Origin of the sequence: Agromyces laixinhei (genome assembly GCF_006337065.1) — a bacterium.
Taxonomy (GTDB): Bacteria; Actinomycetota; Actinomycetes; order Actinomycetales; family Microbacteriaceae; genus Agromyces; species Agromyces laixinhei.
Map to the genome: position 1 here is coordinate 2939534 of NZ_CP040872.1, position 17239 is coordinate 2956772.

A 17239-nucleotide genomic window follows, 5' to 3' on the forward strand; every position below is an offset into this window, starting at 1 on the left:
CCGGGCCGTCCGCGCCGTCGTCCTCGCGGCTTACAGCACCTTCGAGAGGAACGCCTGCGTGCGCGCGTGCTGCGGGTTCGCGAGCACCTCCCGCGGGTCGCCGGTCTCGACGACGACACCGCCGTCCATGAACACGAGCGTGTCGGCGACTTCACGGGCGAAGCCCATCTCGTGCGTGACGACGATCATGGTCATGCCGGTCTTCGCGAGTTCCTTCATGACGTCGAGCACCTCGCCGACGAGTTCTGGGTCGAGCGCCGAGGTGGGCTCGTCGAAGAGCATGAGCTTCGGATCCATCGCGAGTGCCCGCGCGATGGCCACGCGCTGCTGCTGCCCGCCCGAGAGATGTGCGGGGTAGTAGTCGGCGCGCTCGGCGAGGCCGACTCGGGCGAGCAGCTCATGGGCGCGATCCCTGGCCTTCGACTTCGACACACCCTTGACCTGGACGGGTGCCTCCATGACGTTCTCGAGTGCGGTCATGTGCGGGAACAGGTTGAAGCGCTGGAACACCATGCCGATGTCGCGACGCTGCTTCGCGGCATCCTTCTGATGCAACTCGTGCAGTCGATCACCGACTTCGCGGTAGCCGACGAGGGAACCGTCGACCGAGAGGCGCCCGCTGGAGACCCGCTCGAGGTGGTTGATGCAGCGCAGGAACGTCGACTTGCCCGAGCCCGAAGGGCCCACAAGGCAGAGCACCTGGCCGCGCCGCACTTCGAGGGAGATGTCTTTCAGCACCTCGTTGGAACCGAAGCTCTTCGAGACGTGTTCGGCGAGCACCATCGGCGGATGGGACGCCGTTTCGGGCTCGCCCGCGGCCGTCGATGCCGCAGTCTGTTCGCTCATCGAGCGTCTCCTCCGTGCTTGGCGGCGATCGCCGCTTCGGCGATCTCTGCGTCGACCGCATTCATCGCGCCGGTGACCGGACCCGGTCCGTTGTCTGGGCGTGCACCGACCCCGCGCGCGAAGCGCTTCTCGAGGAAGTACTGCCCGACCATCAGGATCGAGGTGATCGCGAGATACCAGATCGACGCGACGATCAGGAGCGGCACGGGTGCGAAGATCGCGGCCGAGATGTCGCGTGTGCGCGTGTACAGCTCGAGCGTGAACGGTACCGCGGTGACGAGCGAGGTCGTCTTCAGCATCGAGATGACCTCGTTGCCGGTCGGCGGGATGATCACGCGCATCGCCTGCGGCAGCACGATGCGGCGCATCGACTTGCCCCAGCCCATGCCGAGCGCGGTCGCCGCTTCGCTCTGGCCGTGATCGACCGACAGGAGGCCGGCACGCACGATCTCGGCCATATAGGCCGACTCGTTGAGCGCGAGGCCGATGACGGCCAGCCAGAAGGTGTTCAGCAGCGCCGTCGTCGGGAACGAGATCCACGGCTCCATGAACGGCACACCGAGGTCGATCGAGGTGTAGATCGTCGAGAGCAGGCCCCAGAACACGAGCTGCACGTAGACCGGGGTGCCGCGGAAGACCCACAGCCAGACCCATGCGATCGCCTTCAGCACGGGGTTCTCCGATTGGCGCATCACCGCGAGGATGACACCCAGCACGACGCCGATGACCATGGCGAGCACCGTGAGCAGCAGCGTGTACCCGGCCGCTTGCGAGACGCGCTGGTCGAAGACGTACTTGCCGACGGTCGGCCAGTCGAACGCCGCGCGCTGGGCAGCGTCGATGACGACGACGGCGACGATGGCGAGCAGTACGACGGCGAATGCGACGCGCCACGGATGCTTCACCCGCACGATCTTCGTGGGAACCTGGCCGGCGGCGGCGCTCGCCGGCGCGGGCGACGCTGCCCGGCCGGACGACGAGTCGTTCATCAGGTGCCCGCGTTGATCTCGATCGTGTCGACGGCGCCCGACTCGACACCCCACTCGGCGAGGATGTCACCGTAGGTGCCGTCGTCGATGAGCGACTGCATCGCGGCCTGGATCGCTGCGGAGAGCTCGGAGCCCTTCGCGACCGGGAAGCCGTACGGTGCAGAGTCGAACACCTCACCGGCCGCCTCGAGCTTTCCGTCGGTCTGCGCGATCGCGTAGCCGGTGACCGGCGAGTCGGCGCTCATGGCGTCGGCCTGGCCGAGCACCACGGCATTCGCCGCTGCATCCTGCGTGTCGAACGGCGTGATCTCGATCGCCGGCTTTCCGGCGTCGGTGCACGCCTGGCTCTTCGCGGGGAGTTCATCGGTGTGCTCGTAGGTCGTGGCCTGCACGGCGACCTTCAGACCGCAGGCGTCGTCGGGGTCGACGGTTGCGCCCGCCGGAGCTGCCCACAGGATGCCGGCGCTGTAGTAGTCGACGAAGTCGACCTGCTTCTGGCGCTCGGCGTTGTCGGTGAAGCTCGACATGCCCATGTCCATGGTGCCGCCGGTGATCGACGGGATGATCTTGTCGAAGCTCGCGATCTCGTACTCGATCTCGAGGCCGAGCTTGTCGCCGAGCGCCTCGACGAGGTCGACGTCCCACCCGATCGGGTTGCCGGCGTCGTCTTTGTACTCGTTCGGCGGATACGCGGCATCGGTGCCGACGCGGAGCACGCCGGCATCGGCGATCTCGGCCGGCAGCAGGGCGGCAGCGGCCTCGTCGACCTCGATGGCGGAGGCCGAGTCATCGGCCGGCGGTTCGTCGCCGCCGGTCGTGTTGTCGACACAGCCGGTGAAGAGGAGGACCGCGGCGGCGGCCACGGCGGGGATGAGCAGGCGTCGGGTGTGCATGTGATGACCTCTGTCGTTGCGGTGATGATCGACGACGAAGAGGATTCGGCCACGTCGCCGCTACAGACCGAGCATATTCCACTCCGGCAGGCGGCATCCGGCGGCGATATCACGATTCGGCCCTCGATAGAGTGAACGACCGTGGGAAGCTACACCGATCTGCTCAGAACCTCGGGCGTCGCACGCATCATCGCCGCCCAGCTGACCGCGCGGTTCCCGTCGGGCATGCTCTCACTCGCATTCCTTCTGCACGTCGAGCAGCAGACGGGCTCGTACGGTGCCGCCGGGCTCGTGCTGGCGTCCACCTCGATCGGTCAGGCCGTCGCCGGGCCGCTCACGAGCCGGTTGATGGGCCGGCTCGGCATGCGTCCCGTGCTCATCGCGACCCTGGCGGTCTGCGTGACGGCGGTCGTGGCGATCGCCCTGCTGCCGCTCACGGTGCCGCTCTACATGACGGTCGGGCTGGTCGCCGGTCTCGCGAACCCGCCCGTGCAGCCGGCGGTGCGCACGATCTATCCGAAGATGGTCAACTCCCGCCAGCTCACTCCCCTCTTCTCGCTCGATGCTTCGGCGCAGGAGATCATCTGGGTCGTCGGGCCCGTGGTCACGACATTCGTCGCAACGCAGATCGGCACCGTCTGGGCGATCCTCCTCGCAGCCGCGCTCATGGTCGCGGGCGGTGTCTGGTTCATCTCCTCACCCGAGCTCGGCCGGGTGAGGATCCCCCGCTCCAAGCGACGCTTCGGCGTCGTGCTCGCTCGACCGGCCGTGCTGCTCGCGACGATCGTCGGCTTCCTGCTGATCGGTGCCACCGCGGCGATCGAGGCGGGGGTCGTCGCCGTGTTCGGCCACGGCGGCGCCGAAGCGGGCATCGTGCTCGCGATCTTCGCGGGCGGCTCCCTCGCGGGCGGCCTCTTCCTCGGCCATGTTCCGATCGGCCCGTGGTCGACGGCCCGTCGCATGTTCATCGTGTTCGCCGGCACCGCGCTCGCTGCAGGGCTCATGGACTTCTGGTGGCTCTCGATCACGCTCTTCATCGCGGGCCTCGGCATCGCTCCTGCGCTCGCAGTGCTCTTCGCGATCGTCTCCGCGAGCGTGAAGTTCTCGGACACCGCAGAGGCCTACGGATGGGTCGGAACCGGCCAGCTCATCGGCGCAGCCCTCGGTTCCGCGCTCGCGGGATTCCTCATCGACTCCAGCGGTCCGCAGGGCGCCTTCTGGGCGGCGACCGCGCTCGCCTTCCTCGGCTTGATCGTGCCGGTGATCGGGCGACGCTGGCATCCTGATCTGCGGGGACGCGACGCGAGCCCGATCCCCGACACCGAGCCCGTGCCCATGCAGCCGAGCTGACAGAGAGACGGAGAGCGACAGAGAGATGCCACGACCGATCCCACCCGCACCGCAGGTGACGCTTGCCGACGGCTCGGCCATGCCCCAGCTCGGTTACGGCCTCTACAAGGTGCCGGCGACGGATGCCACCGGCCTCTGCCTCGACGCGATCGACGCGGGTTACCGGCACCTCGACACCGCCGCCTTCTACGACAACGAACGCGAGGTCGGCGAGGCGGTTCGCGCCTCGGGCCTGCCACGCGACGAGCTCTTCGTGACGAGCAAGGTGTGGAAGGACGACAACGGCTACGACCAGGCGCTCCGGGCCTTCGACGACTCGATGGCGCGCTTCGGCCTCGACGTGCTCGATCTCTTCCTCATCCACTGGCCGGTGCCTTCCACCGACCGATACGTCGACACGTGGCGCGCGCTCATCAGACTGCGCGACGAGGGTCGCGTGCGTTCGATCGGCGTCTCAAACTTCCACGCTCACCACATCGAGCGCCTCGTCGACGAGACCGGCGAAGCCCCGGTGATCAACCAGATCGAGCTGCATCCCCGGCTCCCGCAGACGGCGCTGCGCGCGTTCCACGCTGCCCGCGGCATCCGCACCGAGGCGTGGTCGCCGCTCGCCCGGGGCCGCGTGCTCGGCACGCCCCTCCTCGACGAACTCGCCGCGAAACACGGCCGCACCCCGGCGCAGATCGTGCTGCGCTGGCACGTGCAGCTCGGCAACGTCGTGATTCCGAAGGCCTCCTCACCCTCGCGCATCCGCGAGAACCTCGACGTCTTCGGTTTCGAGCTCGACGCAGACGACCTCGCGGCGATCGCCTCGCTCGAGACCGGCGAGCGCACCGGCCGCGATCCCGACGACGACTGACGTCGACACGCCTGCCGTGCTTTTGAACCCGTGGTCGCGCGAGCGAAACCGGATCGTGATCTGACTCCCAGCCGGGTTCCAGACATCGGGTTCCGGCCGTGCAATACCGTGTGGCCATGAGACGACGACTCGCACCGACGGCGGCCGCGGCGGCCGCACTCACCGCACTCCTCCTCGCCGGGTGCTCGGCCGGGCAGGACTCCGCATCGATCGAGCCCGGCTCCATGCCCCGGGAGGGCGCGCCGGACTCGTCGCAGTCGCTCGACGGCGGAGAAGCCGCGGGCGACGCTGTGAAGTCCGAACGCAGCGTCATCACGACGGGCCGGATCTCCGTCACCGTCGACGACCCGATCGCATCCGCTGAAGAGGCGGCCGACATCGCCGAGCAGTCGGGCGGGCGCGTCGACAGCCGCAGCGAGACGCCCGGCACCGACACGCAGACGCCGAGCGCTCAGCTCGTGCTGCGTGTGCCGGCCGATGAGCTCGACGCCGTCGTCGCCGACCTTCGTGAGCTCGGCGACGTCAACTCGGTGTCGATGGAGGCCTCCGACGTGACGGCGCAGCGCCAGGACCTTGACGCCCGCATCGAGGCGCTGACCGCCTCCGTCGACCGGCTCCGGGAACTCCTCGCCACGGCGACGTCGATCACCGACCTCATCGCGATCGAGTCCGAGCTCACGACCCGGCAGGCCGAGCTCGACAGTCTGACCCAGCAGCGCGACTTCCTCGTCGACCAGGTCGATTACTCGACCCTCAGCGTCGACCTGGTCACGGCGGCCCAGTCACCCGCCGCAGTACCCGGGGACTTCTGGAGCGGCCTCGCCGCCGGTTGGGGTGCGCTCCTCGTCTTCGGAGCGTGGCTCGGCGTCGCGATCGGCGTGCTGCTGCCGTGGCTCCTCGCGGCGGCCGTCATCGCCGCGATCGTCGTCGCGATCGTCATGGTGTCGTCGAGACGCCGACGTGCCGCCCGAGCGGATGCCGCGGCATCCGTCGCACCGCCTGCGTCGCCGGCGCCGGTACCGACCCCACCCGCATCGACCCCGTCGCACGACGCGCCCGAGGCGTAGTCTGGCGGCGTGACGACGCCTGAGACCCTCCTGACCGACGAACTGCTCGACCGCATCCGCGAGCGCGCCGCCGGCTACGACCGCGACAACGCCTTCTTCGACGACGACCTCGTGGAGCTCCGCGAGGCCGGTTACCTGAAGGCACTCGTTCCCGTCGAACTCGGCGGTCTCGGCTGGAGCTTCGCCGACGCCGTACGCGGCCAGATGCGGCTCGCGGGCGCCGCGCCGGCCACGGCGCTCTCGGTCAACATGCACCTCGTCTGGACGGGAGTCGCCAAGGTGCTGCGCGAGCGCGGCGACGACTCGCTCGAGTTCGTGCTCCGCGAAGCGGGCGAAGGCGAGATCTTCGGCTTCGGCATCAGCGAGGCGGGCAACGACCTCATGCTCTTCGGCTCCCGAACGGTCGCCGAGCCCCAATCCGGCGGCGGCTATCGCTACACCGGTCGCAAGATCTTCACCTCCCTGTCGCCGGCGTGGACCCGGCTCGGAACGATGGGCCTCGACACCGCCTCGGGCGACGGGCCGAAGCTCGTCTACGGCTTCATCGACCGGGACGACCCCGACGTGCGCATTCTCGACGACTGGGACACGATGGGCATGCGTGCGAGTCAGAGTCGCACGACCGTGCTCGACGGAGCCTTCGCGGCATCCGACCGCATCGTTCGCCGGCTCGACCCCGGGCCGAATGCCGATCCCCTGATCTTCGGCATCTTCGCGAACTTCGAGCTGCTGCTGGCCTCGGTCTACGCGGGCATCGGCGATCGGGCACTCGACCTCGCCGTCGCGGCAGCGCACCGACGCACGTCGATGAAGAACGACGGCAGACCGCTCTCGCAGGATCCCGACATCCGCTGGCGCATCGCCGATGCCGTACTCGCGCAGGAGGCCATCGCCCCGCAGCTCCTCGCAATCGCGCGCGATCTCGACGAACTCGTCGACCACGGCTCGTTCTGGTTCGCACGGCTCGTCGGCGTCAAGGTCCGCGCGACCGAGACCGCCAAGCACGTCGTCGATCAGGCGGTGCGCGTGGCCGGCGGCTCGGCGTACTTCGCCGGCTCCGAACTCGGTCGCCTCTACCGCGACGTGCTGGCGGGCATCTTCCACCCGTCCGACGACGAATCGGCCCATTCGACGGTCGCCAACGCCTGGCTCGGCCCGATCGACTCGTGAGCCCGATCGCGGGTCGGCCGGCCCGATAGACTTGGCGGGCGGCGCGGATCGCTGCCACCGGAACCAGGAGGTCGTTGTGAACGTCGTCTCTTTCCTCATCTCGATGGGGCTCTTCGTGTTCGGCCTCTGGCTGATGGGCTCTGCGCCCGACGCGACCGCGTTCCAGGCGGGGCTCTTCTTCGGCGGCATCCTCAGCGTCTCCCTCGCGGTCGCGATCCCGTTCCACGTGCTCGGCCGCAGCGACGGCGTCTGAGGCGCGGTGTGCTGCCATCGCGCGACACCCGGGTCACGTACCCCGCCGGCGCGCTCGACGCCGAGAGCGTCGTGCTGCACGTGGCGCCGGCGCTCGACGGACTGATCGCCGTCGTCACCGAATCGACGAGTTTCCACCCGGTCGATGCCGCCTGGCCCGATCAACCGGCTGACTCGGGGCGTCTCGTCGTCGACGGCGCCGATGTTCCCATCGTCGACGCGGTGGTCGCGGCGACCGACGGCTCGGCGTTCCTCCTCGGCGCCGATATCCCGGTGCGGAGGGGCACCGAGGGCTGGACCTTCCTCGTCGCCCACCTCGTGCCCGAGGGCGGCGCCGCGATCGCAGAGGGCGACGCCGTGACCGTGCGAGCGGATGCCTCGGCGCGCCGCGCGCTCTCGATCGGACACACCGCCTGCCACGCGGCATCGCTCGCCCTGAACTCGGCGCTCGCCGGCAACTGGTCGAAGCCCGCACGCGAAGACGCCCTCGGCGCACCCGACTTCGACGGCATCGCGATCGCATCGAGTCGCATCGTGCCGGGGGGCTCGGTCGACGTGTACCGCCTGAACAAGTCGCTGCGCCGCGCCGGGTTCGACACGGCCTCGGTCGCCGCCGACGGGCTCGGCGAGCTCGCGGCATCCGTGACCGCCACGATCGCCGGCTGGGCCGCGGCAGGGGCGACCGTTCGCATCGAACGCGACGGTGACGGGCTCACCGACCGGCGCTCCTGGGTCGCCGAGCTGGCGGGCTCCACTGCCCGCATCGCCTGCGGCGGAACCCACGTCGCCTCCCTCGACGAACTCGGAGCGGTGCAGGTCGGGTTCGAGGCCGGCGACGACTGCGGCACTCCCGTGCTGACCATGCGCACGCACGCCGCATCGCCGCGCTGATCCCGGCTGCCGAGACACCCTCGCGCGGGGTTACGATTGCGAACGTGGGAATACGCATCGAGAAAGTCGACCTGCCGGGAATCGGCATGCGACACGACCTCATCACCGAGAGCGGCCGGCGCATCAGCGTCGTGTCGCATCGTGACGGTGAACGCGACCTGGGCCTCTTCGACGAAGACGACCCCGACGCCTGCCGCGACTCCATCCCCCTGAACGACGACGAGGCCGCCGCACTCGCCGACGTGCTGGGCGCCTCCGTCATGCTCAGCAGGCTCACGAGCCTCAGCGACGAGACGGCAGGGCTGTACACCGAGCAGATCGCGCTGCCGACGGATTCGCCGTACCTGAATCGCACGCTCGGCGCCACGAAGGCCCGCACCCGCACGCACGCCTCGATCGTGGCGATCGTGCGCGACGGAACCGTCATCCCCTCCCCCACGCCGGCAGAGACGCTGCGCGCCGGCGACGTCATCGTCGGTGTCGGAACCCGTGAAGGACTCGACGGGGTAGCCCGCCTGCTCGCCAACGGCCCCGACTGAGGCCGGGCGCATGCACGAGACCACGCTGCTCCTCATCGAAGTCGGCGCGCTGCTCCTCGGCATGAGCCTGCTCGGTCGCCTCGCACTCGCGCTCGGCATCTCGCCCATCCCCTTCTATCTCGTGGTCGGACTCGCATTCGGCGAGGGCGGGGTCATCGCCCTCGACGCGAGCGAGGAGTTCTTCCAGACCGGCGCCGAGATCGGCGTCATCCTGCTGCTCGCACTGCTCGGGCTCGAGTACACGGCATCCGAGCTCTTCGGCAGCCTCAGGTCGGCACGAACGGCCGGCCTCATCGATGCGGCGCTGAACGCCCTGCCGGGTGCGGCTCTCGCGTTGCTGCTCGGCTGGGGGCCGGTCGCCGCGGTCGCCCTCGCCGGCGTGACGTGGGTCTCGTCGTCGGGGGTCATCGCCAAGTTGCTGCGCGACCTCGGCAGGCTCTCGAACCGCGAGACGCCCGCGATCCTCGCCCTGCTCGTGATCGAAGATCTCGCGATGGCGTTCTACCTGCCGGTGCTCTCAGCGCTCGTGGTGGGCATGAGCCTCCTGCAGGGCGCTGTGTCGGTCGCGGTCGCGGTGAGCGTCGTCGCCCTCATCCTCTATTTCGCCCTGCGGCACGGACACTTCATCTCCCGCCTCTTCCCCGCCGATCACTTCGAGCCGCTGCTCCTCGGCGTGCTCGGCCTCACGATGCTCGTCGCCGGACTCGCTGCAGAGGTGAGCGTGTCGGCCGCCGTCGGCGCGTTCCTCGTGGGCATCGCCCTGTCGGGGCGGGTCGCAGCGAACGCGAGCCAGGTGCTCACTCCGCTCCGCGACCTGTTCGCCGCGATCTTCTTCGTCTTCTTCGGGCTCTCGACGGACTCGTCGGCGCTGCTGTCGGTGCTGCCGGCGGCGCTGGGCCTCGCCATCGTGACGATCCTCACCAAGCTCGTCACCGGCGCCTACGCGGCCAGACGCGCCGGAGTCGGCACTCTCGGTCAGTGGCGCGCCGGACTCACACTGGGGCCGCGCGGCGAGTTCTCGATCGTCATCGCCGGACTCGCCGTGGGCTCCGGCGTGGTCACCCCCGAGTTCGCCCCGCTCGCGACCGGCTACGTGCTCATCACGATCGTCGCCGGCACGTTCCTCGCTCGCGTGCCCGACGCCGCGTGGTTTCGAGCAGCGGTCCGCCGGCGGCGGGCGGCATCGGGCACGGCACCTGTGCCACCCGTGCCACCTGTGCCACCCGTGCCACCTGTGCCACCCGCTGGCTGAGCGGAGTGCGCGTCAGTCGGCGAGCAGTTCCCGCACGCGAGGCACGACCTCGGCGGCGTAGAGCTCGATGCTGCGCATCATCGACTCGTGCGGCAGCGCACCGTTGGAGTACTTCAGGTCGAAGCGGCTCGCCCCGATCGCTCGCATCGCACCGGCGATCTTCACGGCGACCTGCTCGGGCGCCCCGGCATACAGGGCGCCGTTCGGGCCGGCCTCGCCCTCGAAGTGCTCACGAGTGACCGCGCCCCATCCGCGCTCGCGACCGATGCGGTCGACGCTGATCTTGTAGTGCGGCCAGAGCGTGTCGAGTGCTTCGGCGTCAGTGTCGGCGATGAAGCCGGGCGAGTGGATCGCAATCGGCTGCGAGGGGTTTCCGAACTGCTCGAGCGCGCGGCGGTAGAGGTCGGCGAGCGGTGCGAAGCGGGCGGGGCTGCCGCCGATGATCGCGAGCACGAGGGGCAGGCCGTAGTGAGCGGCACGCACGACGGACTCGGGGCTGCCGCCGACGCCGACCCAGGTCTTCAGCGGGCCGCGCTCGACGGGAGGGAAGACGCGCTGATCGGTGAGCGGCGCGCGAAGCTTGCCGCTCCACGTGACGGGTTCCTGCGGGAGGAGCGCCGAGAAGAGGTTGAGCTTCTCCTCGAAGAGCTCCTGGTACTGGTCGAGTTCGAAGCCGAAGAGCGGGAAGGACTCGATGAAGGAACCGCGACCGAGGATCACCTCTGCGCGGCCGCCCGAGAGCGCGTCGAGCGTCGCGAAACGCTCGAAGACACGCACGGGCTCGTCGGAACTCAGCACGGTGACCGCCGATCCGAGGTGGATCCGTTCGGTGCGACCGGCGATCGCGCCGAGCACCACTTCGGGTGCAGAGACGGCGAAGTCCTCACGGTGATGCTCGCCGACCCCGAAGAAGTCGAGTCCGAGGCGGTCGGCGAGCACCGCCTGCTCGACGACGTTCCGCAGCACCTGGGCGTGCGGCAGCATCACGCCATCCGGCCCGATCGTCACGTCACCGAAGGTGTCGACACCGAATTCGTACCGCTCAGTCAAGTTCGTACCGCCCAACATGATTCCATGCATCTGCATGCATCATCCGAAACCACTGTCGGAACGAGACTATTCCCGTGAGACTCGCGCCGCACCGCGTTCGGGAATGTGCACCGGAGGCGCCGCGTTCATCTCCATGACGATGCATCGAACGGTGTGCACCGCGGATGGGAGAATCGAAACGTGACGGATCTGCCGGTCATCGGAATCTACGGCGCGGGCAAGGTGGGCACTGCCCTCGCCCGGCTGCTCGTCGCCTCCGGCCACCGAGTGCTCATCGCCGGCTCCCCCCGCCAGACGGCCCTCGACCTGCTCGTCGGCGTGGTCGCCCCCGGCGCTGAAGTCACCTCCCCCGAGACGCTCGCGGCCGGCGCCGACGTCATCATCGTCGCCGTGCCGTTCGGCAAGGCCGGTACCGTGCCCTGGCACGCGTTCGACGATCGCATCGTGGTCGACGCCATGAACTACTGGCCGCCCGTCGACGGCAACATCGCCGAGGTCGACGACGACCCGCGCACCACGAGCGAGCTCAATGCAGCGCGCAACCCGCGCGCCCGCGTCGTGAAGTCGCTCAACCATCTCGGCTACCACGAGATGGAGGACGACAGCATGGCGGCGGGGTCTCCCCTGCGCCGCGCCCTCGCCGTCGTCGGCGACGACGCCGGCGCCCGGGCCGTCGTCGCAGAGATCATCGACGAGCTCGGTTTCGACCCGGTCGACGGCGGCGAGCTCCGCCACGGCATCGCCCTCGAACCCGGCCACCCCGCCTTCGGCCGCGAACTCTCCGCCGCCGAGCTTGCGGCGCTGCTCACCCCCGCCGTGCACCTCGCCGCCTGAGACGGGCCCAGGTGGGCGCGAGCCGCGACATCCGCTCGCTACGCTGATGCCGACGACGGGAGGCACGATGACGGATGCCGCCGCGCTCATCGCGGCGCTCGAGGCGCTTGCCGACGAGACGGAGCGCGAGAAGTACACACGGTACTTTCCGATCGATCCGGATGCCCCGTTCATCGGCGTGCGCATGGGCGCCGTGTTCGGTCTCGCCAAGACCGCGCTCGATCTGCCGGCCGACGAGCTCGAGACGCTGCTCGAACAGCCGACGCACGAGGTGCGCGCGCTCGCCTGCAGCATCATGGGCAAGTCGGCCGCCGAACCGAGAACGCCGGGCGCCCGACGCACCGAACTGTACGAGCTCTACCTGCGTCGCCACGATCGCATCGACCAGTGGGACCTCGTCGATCTCGCCGCACGCGACGTGATCGGCAGGTATCTGCTCGAACGTGACCGTGCGCCGCTCGCCGGTCTCGCGGCATCCACGTTCTGGCCCGAGCGCCGCACCGCTCTCGTCGCGACCTTCGCCTTCCTCCGGCGCGGCGAACTCGACGACGCCTATGAACTCGCAGAGTTGCTCGCCGGAGACCCCGAGCCGTTCGTGCAGAAGGCGCTCGGCTGGGTGCTCAGGGCCGCCGGGGATCTCGATCGCGACCGCCTCACCGCGTTCGAGCGTCACGCCGGCGCGATGCCGCGGGTCGCGCTCCGGGCGGCGATCGAGCATTTCGACAAGTCGGAGCGGGCGCGCATCCTCGCGATCCGCTGAGAGCGCGGCGCCGGCGCTCGGTCAGGCCCCCGGCTCGGCCTCCGGTGCCGCGTCACCGCCGAGCGCGCTCCGCCGGCGCCCTCGGGCACCGAGGTCGAGCACACCGATGCCGAAGGCGATCGCCACGAGCACGGCGACCGCGATCATGCCGACCGCGTAGGCATCGCGGTAGACCGCCAGGTCGGGCGACCCGCTCGACTCGAAGTAGATCGTCGAATAGAAGAGCGAGAGGGTGATCGCGGTGCCGATCGCCGTGCCGATCCGCTGGCCCAGCTGGCCGACGGACCCGGCGAGCCCGCCCTGCTTCACCGGGATGTCGGCGAGTGCGAGCGTCTGGTTCGGCGAGATGACGAATCCGCCGCCCGATCCGGCGATGGTCATCGCAGCGGCGATCGCCCACGGCGTGATCTCGGGCGATGTCGTGAACGCGGCGAGCACCGACAGTCCGACCCCGACGACGATCAGCACGAGGCCCCAGACGACGAGCGGGCGCCCGAGACGATTCACGAGGTTGCCGCCGATGTACGAGGTCACGGCGCTGACGAGGGCGAAGCCGATCGTGACCATGCCGGCGTAGACCGCCTCGAGCCCGAGGCCGTGCTGCAGGTAGAGCGTCGTGAGCAGGAACATCGGCGGGAGCGCCGCGAAGTAGACACTCGCGAGCGCGGTGCCGTTGCGGTACGAACTGATGCCGAAGAGGCTCAGCGGCACGAGCGGATGCTTGCCGCTCGCCGCGTATCGCCGCTCCCATGCGAGGAAAGCGGTGAACGCGAAGACGAAGATCACGAGCACCCACCAGCGGCTCGGATCATCGTCGGGCGACCCTGTCGTGAACAGGAACGGCCACATCAGAGACAGCACGCTGATGCCGAACAGCGCGATGCCGACGGGGTCGAGCGACAACGGCTTGCCAGACGGATGCCGCGTGAGCGGCAGCAGCCAGGCGGCGAGCACGATCGCGATGATGGCCAGCGGCACGTTGATCCAGAAGATGCCGCGCCAGCCGTCTTCGGGCCCGCCGATCGCGATCATCAGACCGCCGAGGGTCGGCCCGAACGCGGTCGCCAAGCCGATGGTCGCACCGAACAGTCCGAACGCCTTGCCGCGCTCCTTGCCGCGGAAGAGCTCCTGGATCAGGCCGAGCACCTGCGGCATCTGAATGCCGGCGGCAACGCCCTGTACGAGCCGAGCGATGAGCAGTACCGTCGCGTTCGGCGCGAGCGCCGCGACGCAACTCGTGAGCGTGAAGAGGCTGAGCCCCACGATGAAGAGCGTCTTGCGCGAGCGCTGGTCGCCGATGCGACCGGCCGGCACGAGCGTGAGCCCGAAGGTGAGCACGTATCCCGCGACGATGAGCTGCAGCTCGGTCGAGCCGGCGTTGAACGCCTCTTCGATGGCTGGCAGCCCGACGTTGACCTTCGAGAGGTCCATGATCGTGAGCGCCGCGACGGCCACGCACACCCAGTACGCGCGCCAACGGTGTGCTTCGGAGACCGGGATCGAGCGTGTGGCTGGCGCGTCTGACATCGCCTCAACCCTACGCCGGGCGGACGGAATCGCCGGGCGCCCCGCCCGACCGGGTCACGCAGAAGTCCCCGCCCGATCATGGGCGGGGACTTCTCGGGATGGTGGACCCAGGGGGATTCGAACCCCCGACCTTCTCATTGCGAACGAGACGCGCTACCAACTGCGCCATGGGCCCGAGCGAGAATGAGCCTATCATCCTGCGGGCGGTGGTTCAGACCGCCCGTACCGGCAGCCGGGCTCGTCAGCCGGCCTGGCGGCGACGGCGGAGCACGGCGTCGAGGTCGTCGAAACCGGGCCGCGCGTCGCTGACGATGCCCATGCGTGCGTACGGGCTCTCCGGCGCATCGTCGCGAACGGCTTCGGTCGTCGGTCGCGCACGAGCAGCGGATGCCGCGACCGACGCCGCGGGAGTGATGGCGGGGGGTTCGGGATCGAGTTCAGCGACCCGCCGAGCGATGTCACTGCCGACCTCGGCGCGCTTCAGCTCGGCGGCGGCCTCGATCGAGGCCATCGCCGTCGCCGCGATCGTGCCGCGTGAGAGGTGCAGCGGCTTGGGCAGCGGCTGCGGCGTCCATTGTTCGGGCCTCGACTCGGACGGGGCGAGATCGATCGGCTCGAACGGTGCCGCTTCTTCGGCTGCGACCGGCCGCGCCTGAGTCGCGGCAGCCGGACGCACGCGCGCAAGTCGCGCGAGCATCGCGAAGGCGAACACGAGCCCCGCCGCGCCGACTGCGGAGATGATGAGCGAGGCGCCGAACATCGCCGCGATGCCGCCGCCGATGACGGTCAGGAGCGACGCGAGCAGCACGAGCGAGCACAGCGCACGTCGACGACGCAGCCGCTTTCGTGCGACAGCGGTGGCCGCAGCATCAGGAGCCGCCTCCGCTCCGGTCGCTCGCACTTGAGCCGTTGTCGGCTCCGCAGGCGCGACGACGGCGATCGGCTCGGTCGCGGCTGCGGCAACGGCGAGCGCCGCGCCCACACGTTCGCGCGCGGCATCCACTGCACTTTCGGCAGCCAAGCGCTCGGCGAGCGCCACTCGTTCCTCGGCCTCGACGGCGAGCCGGGCGGTCGCCTCGCGCTGCTGCAGGATGCGCTGTTGCGCGGCGACCTCTCGAGCGGTCGCCTCGACCCGAACGGGCTCGGGGGTCTCAGCCGTCTCGGCGAGGATGCGGAGGGTCTGCTGGAGCCGCACGGCGTTGCGCTCGGTCGCCAGGTACTGGCGCCGACGCAGCCAGTTCGGCAGGAGGTACGCGACCCACAGCGCGGCAGCCACCGCCACGAGCAGTCCCCCGCCGATCACGTCCATGGGTCAACGCTAGGTCACTGCATGCCCTCGGCCGCATTCGACGCCCGCGTGTTCACCGATCGGGCAGATCCATGGGGAAGGCGGACGCCGCGCGGTGCTCGGCGATCACGTGCGCCGCGTCTTCGGGTGCACGTCCGTCGCGCCACCGGCGGAGCACCCCGTGCGGCACCTCCTCGGTCACGAGGGCGAACGCGAAATGATCGCTCCACACGCCGTTGATGTGGATGAATCGGCGCCGGAATCCCTCGTAGCGGAACCCGAGCTTCTCGACGACTCGGAGGGAAGGAGTGTTCTCGGGGCGGATGCAGATCTCCATGCGGTGAAGCCGCAGCGTGCGGAAGCAGTAGTCGGTCGCGAGTGCGACGGCCGTCGGCGTGATGCCGCGCCCGGCGACCTCCTCGGCCACCCAGTAGCCGATGGACGCTGAGGAGAGCGAGCCATGGGTGATCGACGACACGTTCAGCTGCCCGACCAGGCGGCCGTCGACCTCGATGATGAACGGCAGCGCGTTGCCGGCGCGCGCGTGCGCCAACAGGTTGCGGATGCTCGAGCGCGTGTCGATCGCCGAGCCGCCGCCCGGATACGTGGCCTCCCATTGACGCAGCCACCCGCGATTGGCGAGCAGCACCCGCTCGAGCGGCTTCGCGTCGCGGACTCGGATGGGACGCAGCGTGAGGTGGCCGTCTCGGAGGGTGGGCACGACGACTGCGGGCATGCTCAGACTGTATCGAGCGGTGACGCCGCATCGAGCCGTGACACGTACTCGACGAGCCACGGACGAAGCTCGGGCCCGATGTCGGGGCGATCCGAGGCGAGCTGGATGACCGCCTTGATGTAGTCGAGCTTGTCGCCGGTGTCATAGCGGCGGCCGCGGAAGACGACGCCGTATACACCGCCGGTGCCCTCGACATCGCCGGCCATCGTCATGAGCGCGTCGGTCAGCTGGATCTCGCCGCCCTTGCCCGGCGGCGTGTGCTCGAGAATGTCGAACACCTCGGGCTTCAGCACGTACCGGCCGATGACTGCGTAGTTCGACGGTGCGACCTCTTTCGCAGGCTTCTCGACGAGCCCCGTGATGCGCACCACGTCGGGGTCGTCGGTCTCCTCGACGGCGGCCGCGCCGTAGAGGTGGATCGACTCCGGGTCGACCTCCAGCAGCGCCACGATCGAGGCGTCGCGCGCACCCTGCTCGTCGAGCATGCGGGTCAGCAGCGGGTCACGGGCATCGATGATGTCGTCGCCCAGCAGCACGGCGAAGGGCTGGTTGCCGACGTGCATGTGGGCGCGCAGCACCGCGTGGCCCAGCCCGAGCGGGTCGCCCTGCCGCACATAGTGCATGTCGGCGAGCCCGGTCGACTCGTTGACCTTCTCGAGCTTCACGGTGTCGCCCTTCGCCTCGAGGGTCGCCTCGAGCTCGGCGACCCGGTCGAAGTGGTTCTCGAGGGCGTTCTTGTTGCGACCGGTCACCATGAGCACATCGGTCAGACCCGCATCGACGGCCTCTTCGACGACGTACTGGATGGCCGGCTTGTCGACGACCGGCAGCATCTCCTTGGGCATCGCCTTCGTGGCGGGCAGGAAGCGCGTGCCGAGGCCGGCGGCGGGAATGACCGCCTTCGTGATGCGATGAGTCATGCGGTTCAGCGTACCT

General features: G+C 69.6%; 18 protein-coding genes and 1 tRNA gene. 10 read left to right on the forward strand and 9 right to left on the reverse strand.

The window, feature by feature from the left end:
• Positions 1-30: 30 nt before the first annotated feature.
• Genes FHG54_RS13940 through FHG54_RS13950 form a run of 3 tightly spaced genes read right to left on the reverse strand, consistent with a single transcriptional unit; the run spans position 31 to position 2728 of the window.
• Positions 31-783, reverse strand: coding sequence for an amino acid ABC transporter ATP-binding protein (locus FHG54_RS13940; RefSeq protein ID WP_139418473.1), 753 nt, complete (start codon positions 781-783; stop codon positions 31-33).
• A 59-nt stretch (positions 784-842) separates the two neighbouring features.
• On the reverse strand, positions 843-1835 hold the full coding sequence (locus FHG54_RS13945) for an amino acid ABC transporter permease (protein ID WP_139417808.1): 993 nt from the start codon (positions 1833-1835) through the stop codon (positions 843-845).
• On the reverse strand, positions 1835-2728 hold the full coding sequence (locus tag FHG54_RS13950; protein ID WP_139417809.1) for an ABC transporter substrate-binding protein: 894 nt from the start codon (positions 2726-2728) through the stop codon (positions 1835-1837). The genes FHG54_RS13945 and FHG54_RS13950 overlap by 1 nt, the downstream gene beginning before the upstream one ends.
• A gap of 141 nt (positions 2729-2869) precedes the next feature.
• Between FHG54_RS13950 and FHG54_RS13955 the strand changes: the two genes are divergently transcribed.
• The 8 genes from FHG54_RS13955 to FHG54_RS13985 all read left to right on the forward strand — a co-directional run bounded on the left by FHG54_RS13955 (position 2870) and on the right by FHG54_RS13985 (position 10108).
• On the forward strand, positions 2870-4078 hold the full coding sequence (locus FHG54_RS13955) for an MFS transporter (protein WP_139417810.1): 1209 nt from the start codon (positions 2870-2872) through the stop codon (positions 4076-4078).
• Between the two features lie 25 nt (positions 4079-4103).
• On the forward strand, positions 4104-4937 hold the full coding sequence (locus FHG54_RS13960; RefSeq protein WP_233437782.1) for an aldo/keto reductase: 834 nt from the start codon (positions 4104-4106) through the stop codon (positions 4935-4937).
• 116 nt (positions 4938-5053) lie between these two features.
• On the forward strand, positions 5054-6004 hold the full coding sequence (locus FHG54_RS13965; RefSeq protein ID WP_139417811.1) for a DUF4349 domain-containing protein: 951 nt from the start codon (positions 5054-5056) through the stop codon (positions 6002-6004).
• Positions 6005-6013: 9 nt separating this feature from the next.
• Positions 6014-7174 (forward strand): acyl-CoA dehydrogenase family protein, encoded by a 1161-nt coding sequence (locus tag FHG54_RS13970; protein ID WP_139417812.1) that lies wholly within the window; start codon positions 6014-6016, stop codon positions 7172-7174.
• A gap of 76 nt (positions 7175-7250) precedes the next feature.
• A complete protein-coding gene (locus tag FHG54_RS16405; RefSeq protein WP_157002035.1) occupies positions 7251-7427 on the forward strand; it encodes a hypothetical protein in 177 nt (58 codons plus the stop codon).
• 8 nt (positions 7428-7435) lie between these two features.
• Positions 7436-8317, forward strand: a complete 882-nt coding sequence (locus tag FHG54_RS13975) for a metal-dependent hydrolase (protein WP_139417813.1) — start codon at positions 7436-7438, stop codon at positions 8315-8317.
• Positions 8318-8361: 44 nt separating this feature from the next.
• Complete coding sequence (locus FHG54_RS13980) at positions 8362-8856, forward strand: cation:proton antiporter regulatory subunit (RefSeq protein ID WP_139417814.1); 495 nt, start codon at positions 8362-8364, stop codon at positions 8854-8856.
• Between the two features lie 10 nt (positions 8857-8866).
• The gene (locus FHG54_RS13985; RefSeq protein ID WP_139417815.1) at positions 8867-10108 is read left to right on the forward strand and encodes a cation:proton antiporter; all 1242 of its coding nucleotides are present in this window, start codon (positions 8867-8869) and stop codon (positions 10106-10108) included.
• A gap of 12 nt (positions 10109-10120) precedes the next feature.
• Here FHG54_RS13985 and FHG54_RS13990 read toward each other — a convergent pair whose 3' ends face one another.
• Entirely contained in the window at positions 10121-11176 is a 1056-nt protein-coding gene (locus tag FHG54_RS13990) for an LLM class flavin-dependent oxidoreductase (protein WP_420837429.1), read from the reverse strand.
• 162 nt (positions 11177-11338) lie between these two features.
• On the opposite strand from FHG54_RS13990, the gene FHG54_RS13995 reads away from it, so the two are divergent.
• Both FHG54_RS13995 and FHG54_RS14000 read left to right on the forward strand, forming a co-directional pair.
• Complete coding sequence (locus FHG54_RS13995) at positions 11339-11992, forward strand: NADPH-dependent F420 reductase (RefSeq protein ID WP_139417817.1); 654 nt, start codon at positions 11339-11341, stop codon at positions 11990-11992.
• Positions 11993-12038: 46 nt separating this feature from the next.
• Complete coding sequence (locus FHG54_RS14000) at positions 12039-12752, forward strand: DNA alkylation repair protein (protein WP_139417818.1); 714 nt, start codon at positions 12039-12041, stop codon at positions 12750-12752.
• A gap of 21 nt (positions 12753-12773) precedes the next feature.
• On the opposite strand, the gene FHG54_RS14005 is transcribed toward FHG54_RS14000, so the two are convergent.
• From FHG54_RS14005 to galU, 5 genes are all read right to left on the reverse strand, one after another.
• Positions 12774-14279, reverse strand: a complete 1506-nt coding sequence (locus FHG54_RS14005) for an MFS transporter (protein ID WP_139417819.1) — start codon at positions 14277-14279, stop codon at positions 12774-12776.
• Between the two features lie 99 nt (positions 14280-14378).
• A tRNA-Ala gene (locus FHG54_RS14010) sits at positions 14379-14454 on the reverse strand.
• Positions 14455-14520: 66 nt separating this feature from the next.
• Positions 14521-15588, reverse strand: a complete 1068-nt coding sequence (locus FHG54_RS14015; protein ID WP_139417820.1) for a hypothetical protein — start codon at positions 15586-15588, stop codon at positions 14521-14523.
• Between the two features lie 52 nt (positions 15589-15640).
• On the reverse strand, positions 15641-16303 hold the full coding sequence (locus FHG54_RS14020) for a GNAT family N-acetyltransferase (protein ID WP_139417821.1): 663 nt from the start codon (positions 16301-16303) through the stop codon (positions 15641-15643).
• A 2-nt stretch (positions 16304-16305) separates the two neighbouring features.
• Positions 16306-17223 (reverse strand): UTP--glucose-1-phosphate uridylyltransferase GalU, encoded by a 918-nt coding sequence (gene galU / locus FHG54_RS14025; protein WP_139417822.1) that lies wholly within the window; start codon positions 17221-17223, stop codon positions 16306-16308.
• Positions 17224-17239: the final 16 nt, after the last annotated feature.

Excerpts from the sequence above, each read along its gene's own strand:
- FHG54_RS13945 (WP_139417808.1), bottom strand. The coding sequence starts at position 1,835 with ATGAACGACTCGTCGTCCGGCCGGGCAGCGTCGCCCGCGCCGGCGAGC.
- galU (WP_139417822.1), bottom strand. The coding sequence starts at position 17,223 with ATGACTCATCGCATCACGAAGGCGGTCATTCCCGCCGCCGGCCTCGGC.
- FHG54_RS14020 (WP_139417821.1), bottom strand. The coding sequence starts at position 16,303 with ATGCCCGCAGTCGTCGTGCCCACCCTCCGAGACGGCCACCTCACGCTG.
- FHG54_RS14000 (WP_139417818.1), top strand. The coding sequence starts at position 12,039 with ATGCCGACGACGGGAGGCACGATGACGGATGCCGCCGCGCTCATCGCG.
- FHG54_RS13940 (WP_139418473.1), bottom strand. The coding sequence starts at position 783 with ATGGTGCTCGCCGAACACGTCTCGAAGAGCTTCGGTTCCAACGAGGTG.
- FHG54_RS13950 (WP_139417809.1), bottom strand. The coding sequence starts at position 2,728 with ATGCACACCCGACGCCTGCTCATCCCCGCCGTGGCCGCCGCCGCGGTC.
- FHG54_RS13965 (WP_139417811.1), top strand. The coding sequence starts at position 5,054 with ATGAGACGACGACTCGCACCGACGGCGGCCGCGGCGGCCGCACTCACC.
- FHG54_RS13960 (WP_233437782.1), top strand. The coding sequence starts at position 4,104 with ATGCCACGACCGATCCCACCCGCACCGCAGGTGACGCTTGCCGACGGC.
- FHG54_RS13985 (WP_139417815.1), top strand. The coding sequence starts at position 8,867 with ATGCACGAGACCACGCTGCTCCTCATCGAAGTCGGCGCGCTGCTCCTC.
- FHG54_RS13990 (WP_420837429.1), bottom strand. The coding sequence starts at position 11,176 with ATGTTGGGCGGTACGAACTTGACTGAGCGGTACGAATTCGGTGTCGAC.
- FHG54_RS14005 (WP_139417819.1), bottom strand. The coding sequence starts at position 14,279 with ATGTCAGACGCGCCAGCCACACGCTCGATCCCGGTCTCCGAAGCACAC.
- FHG54_RS14015 (WP_139417820.1), bottom strand. The coding sequence starts at position 15,588 with ATGGACGTGATCGGCGGGGGACTGCTCGTGGCGGTGGCTGCCGCGCTG.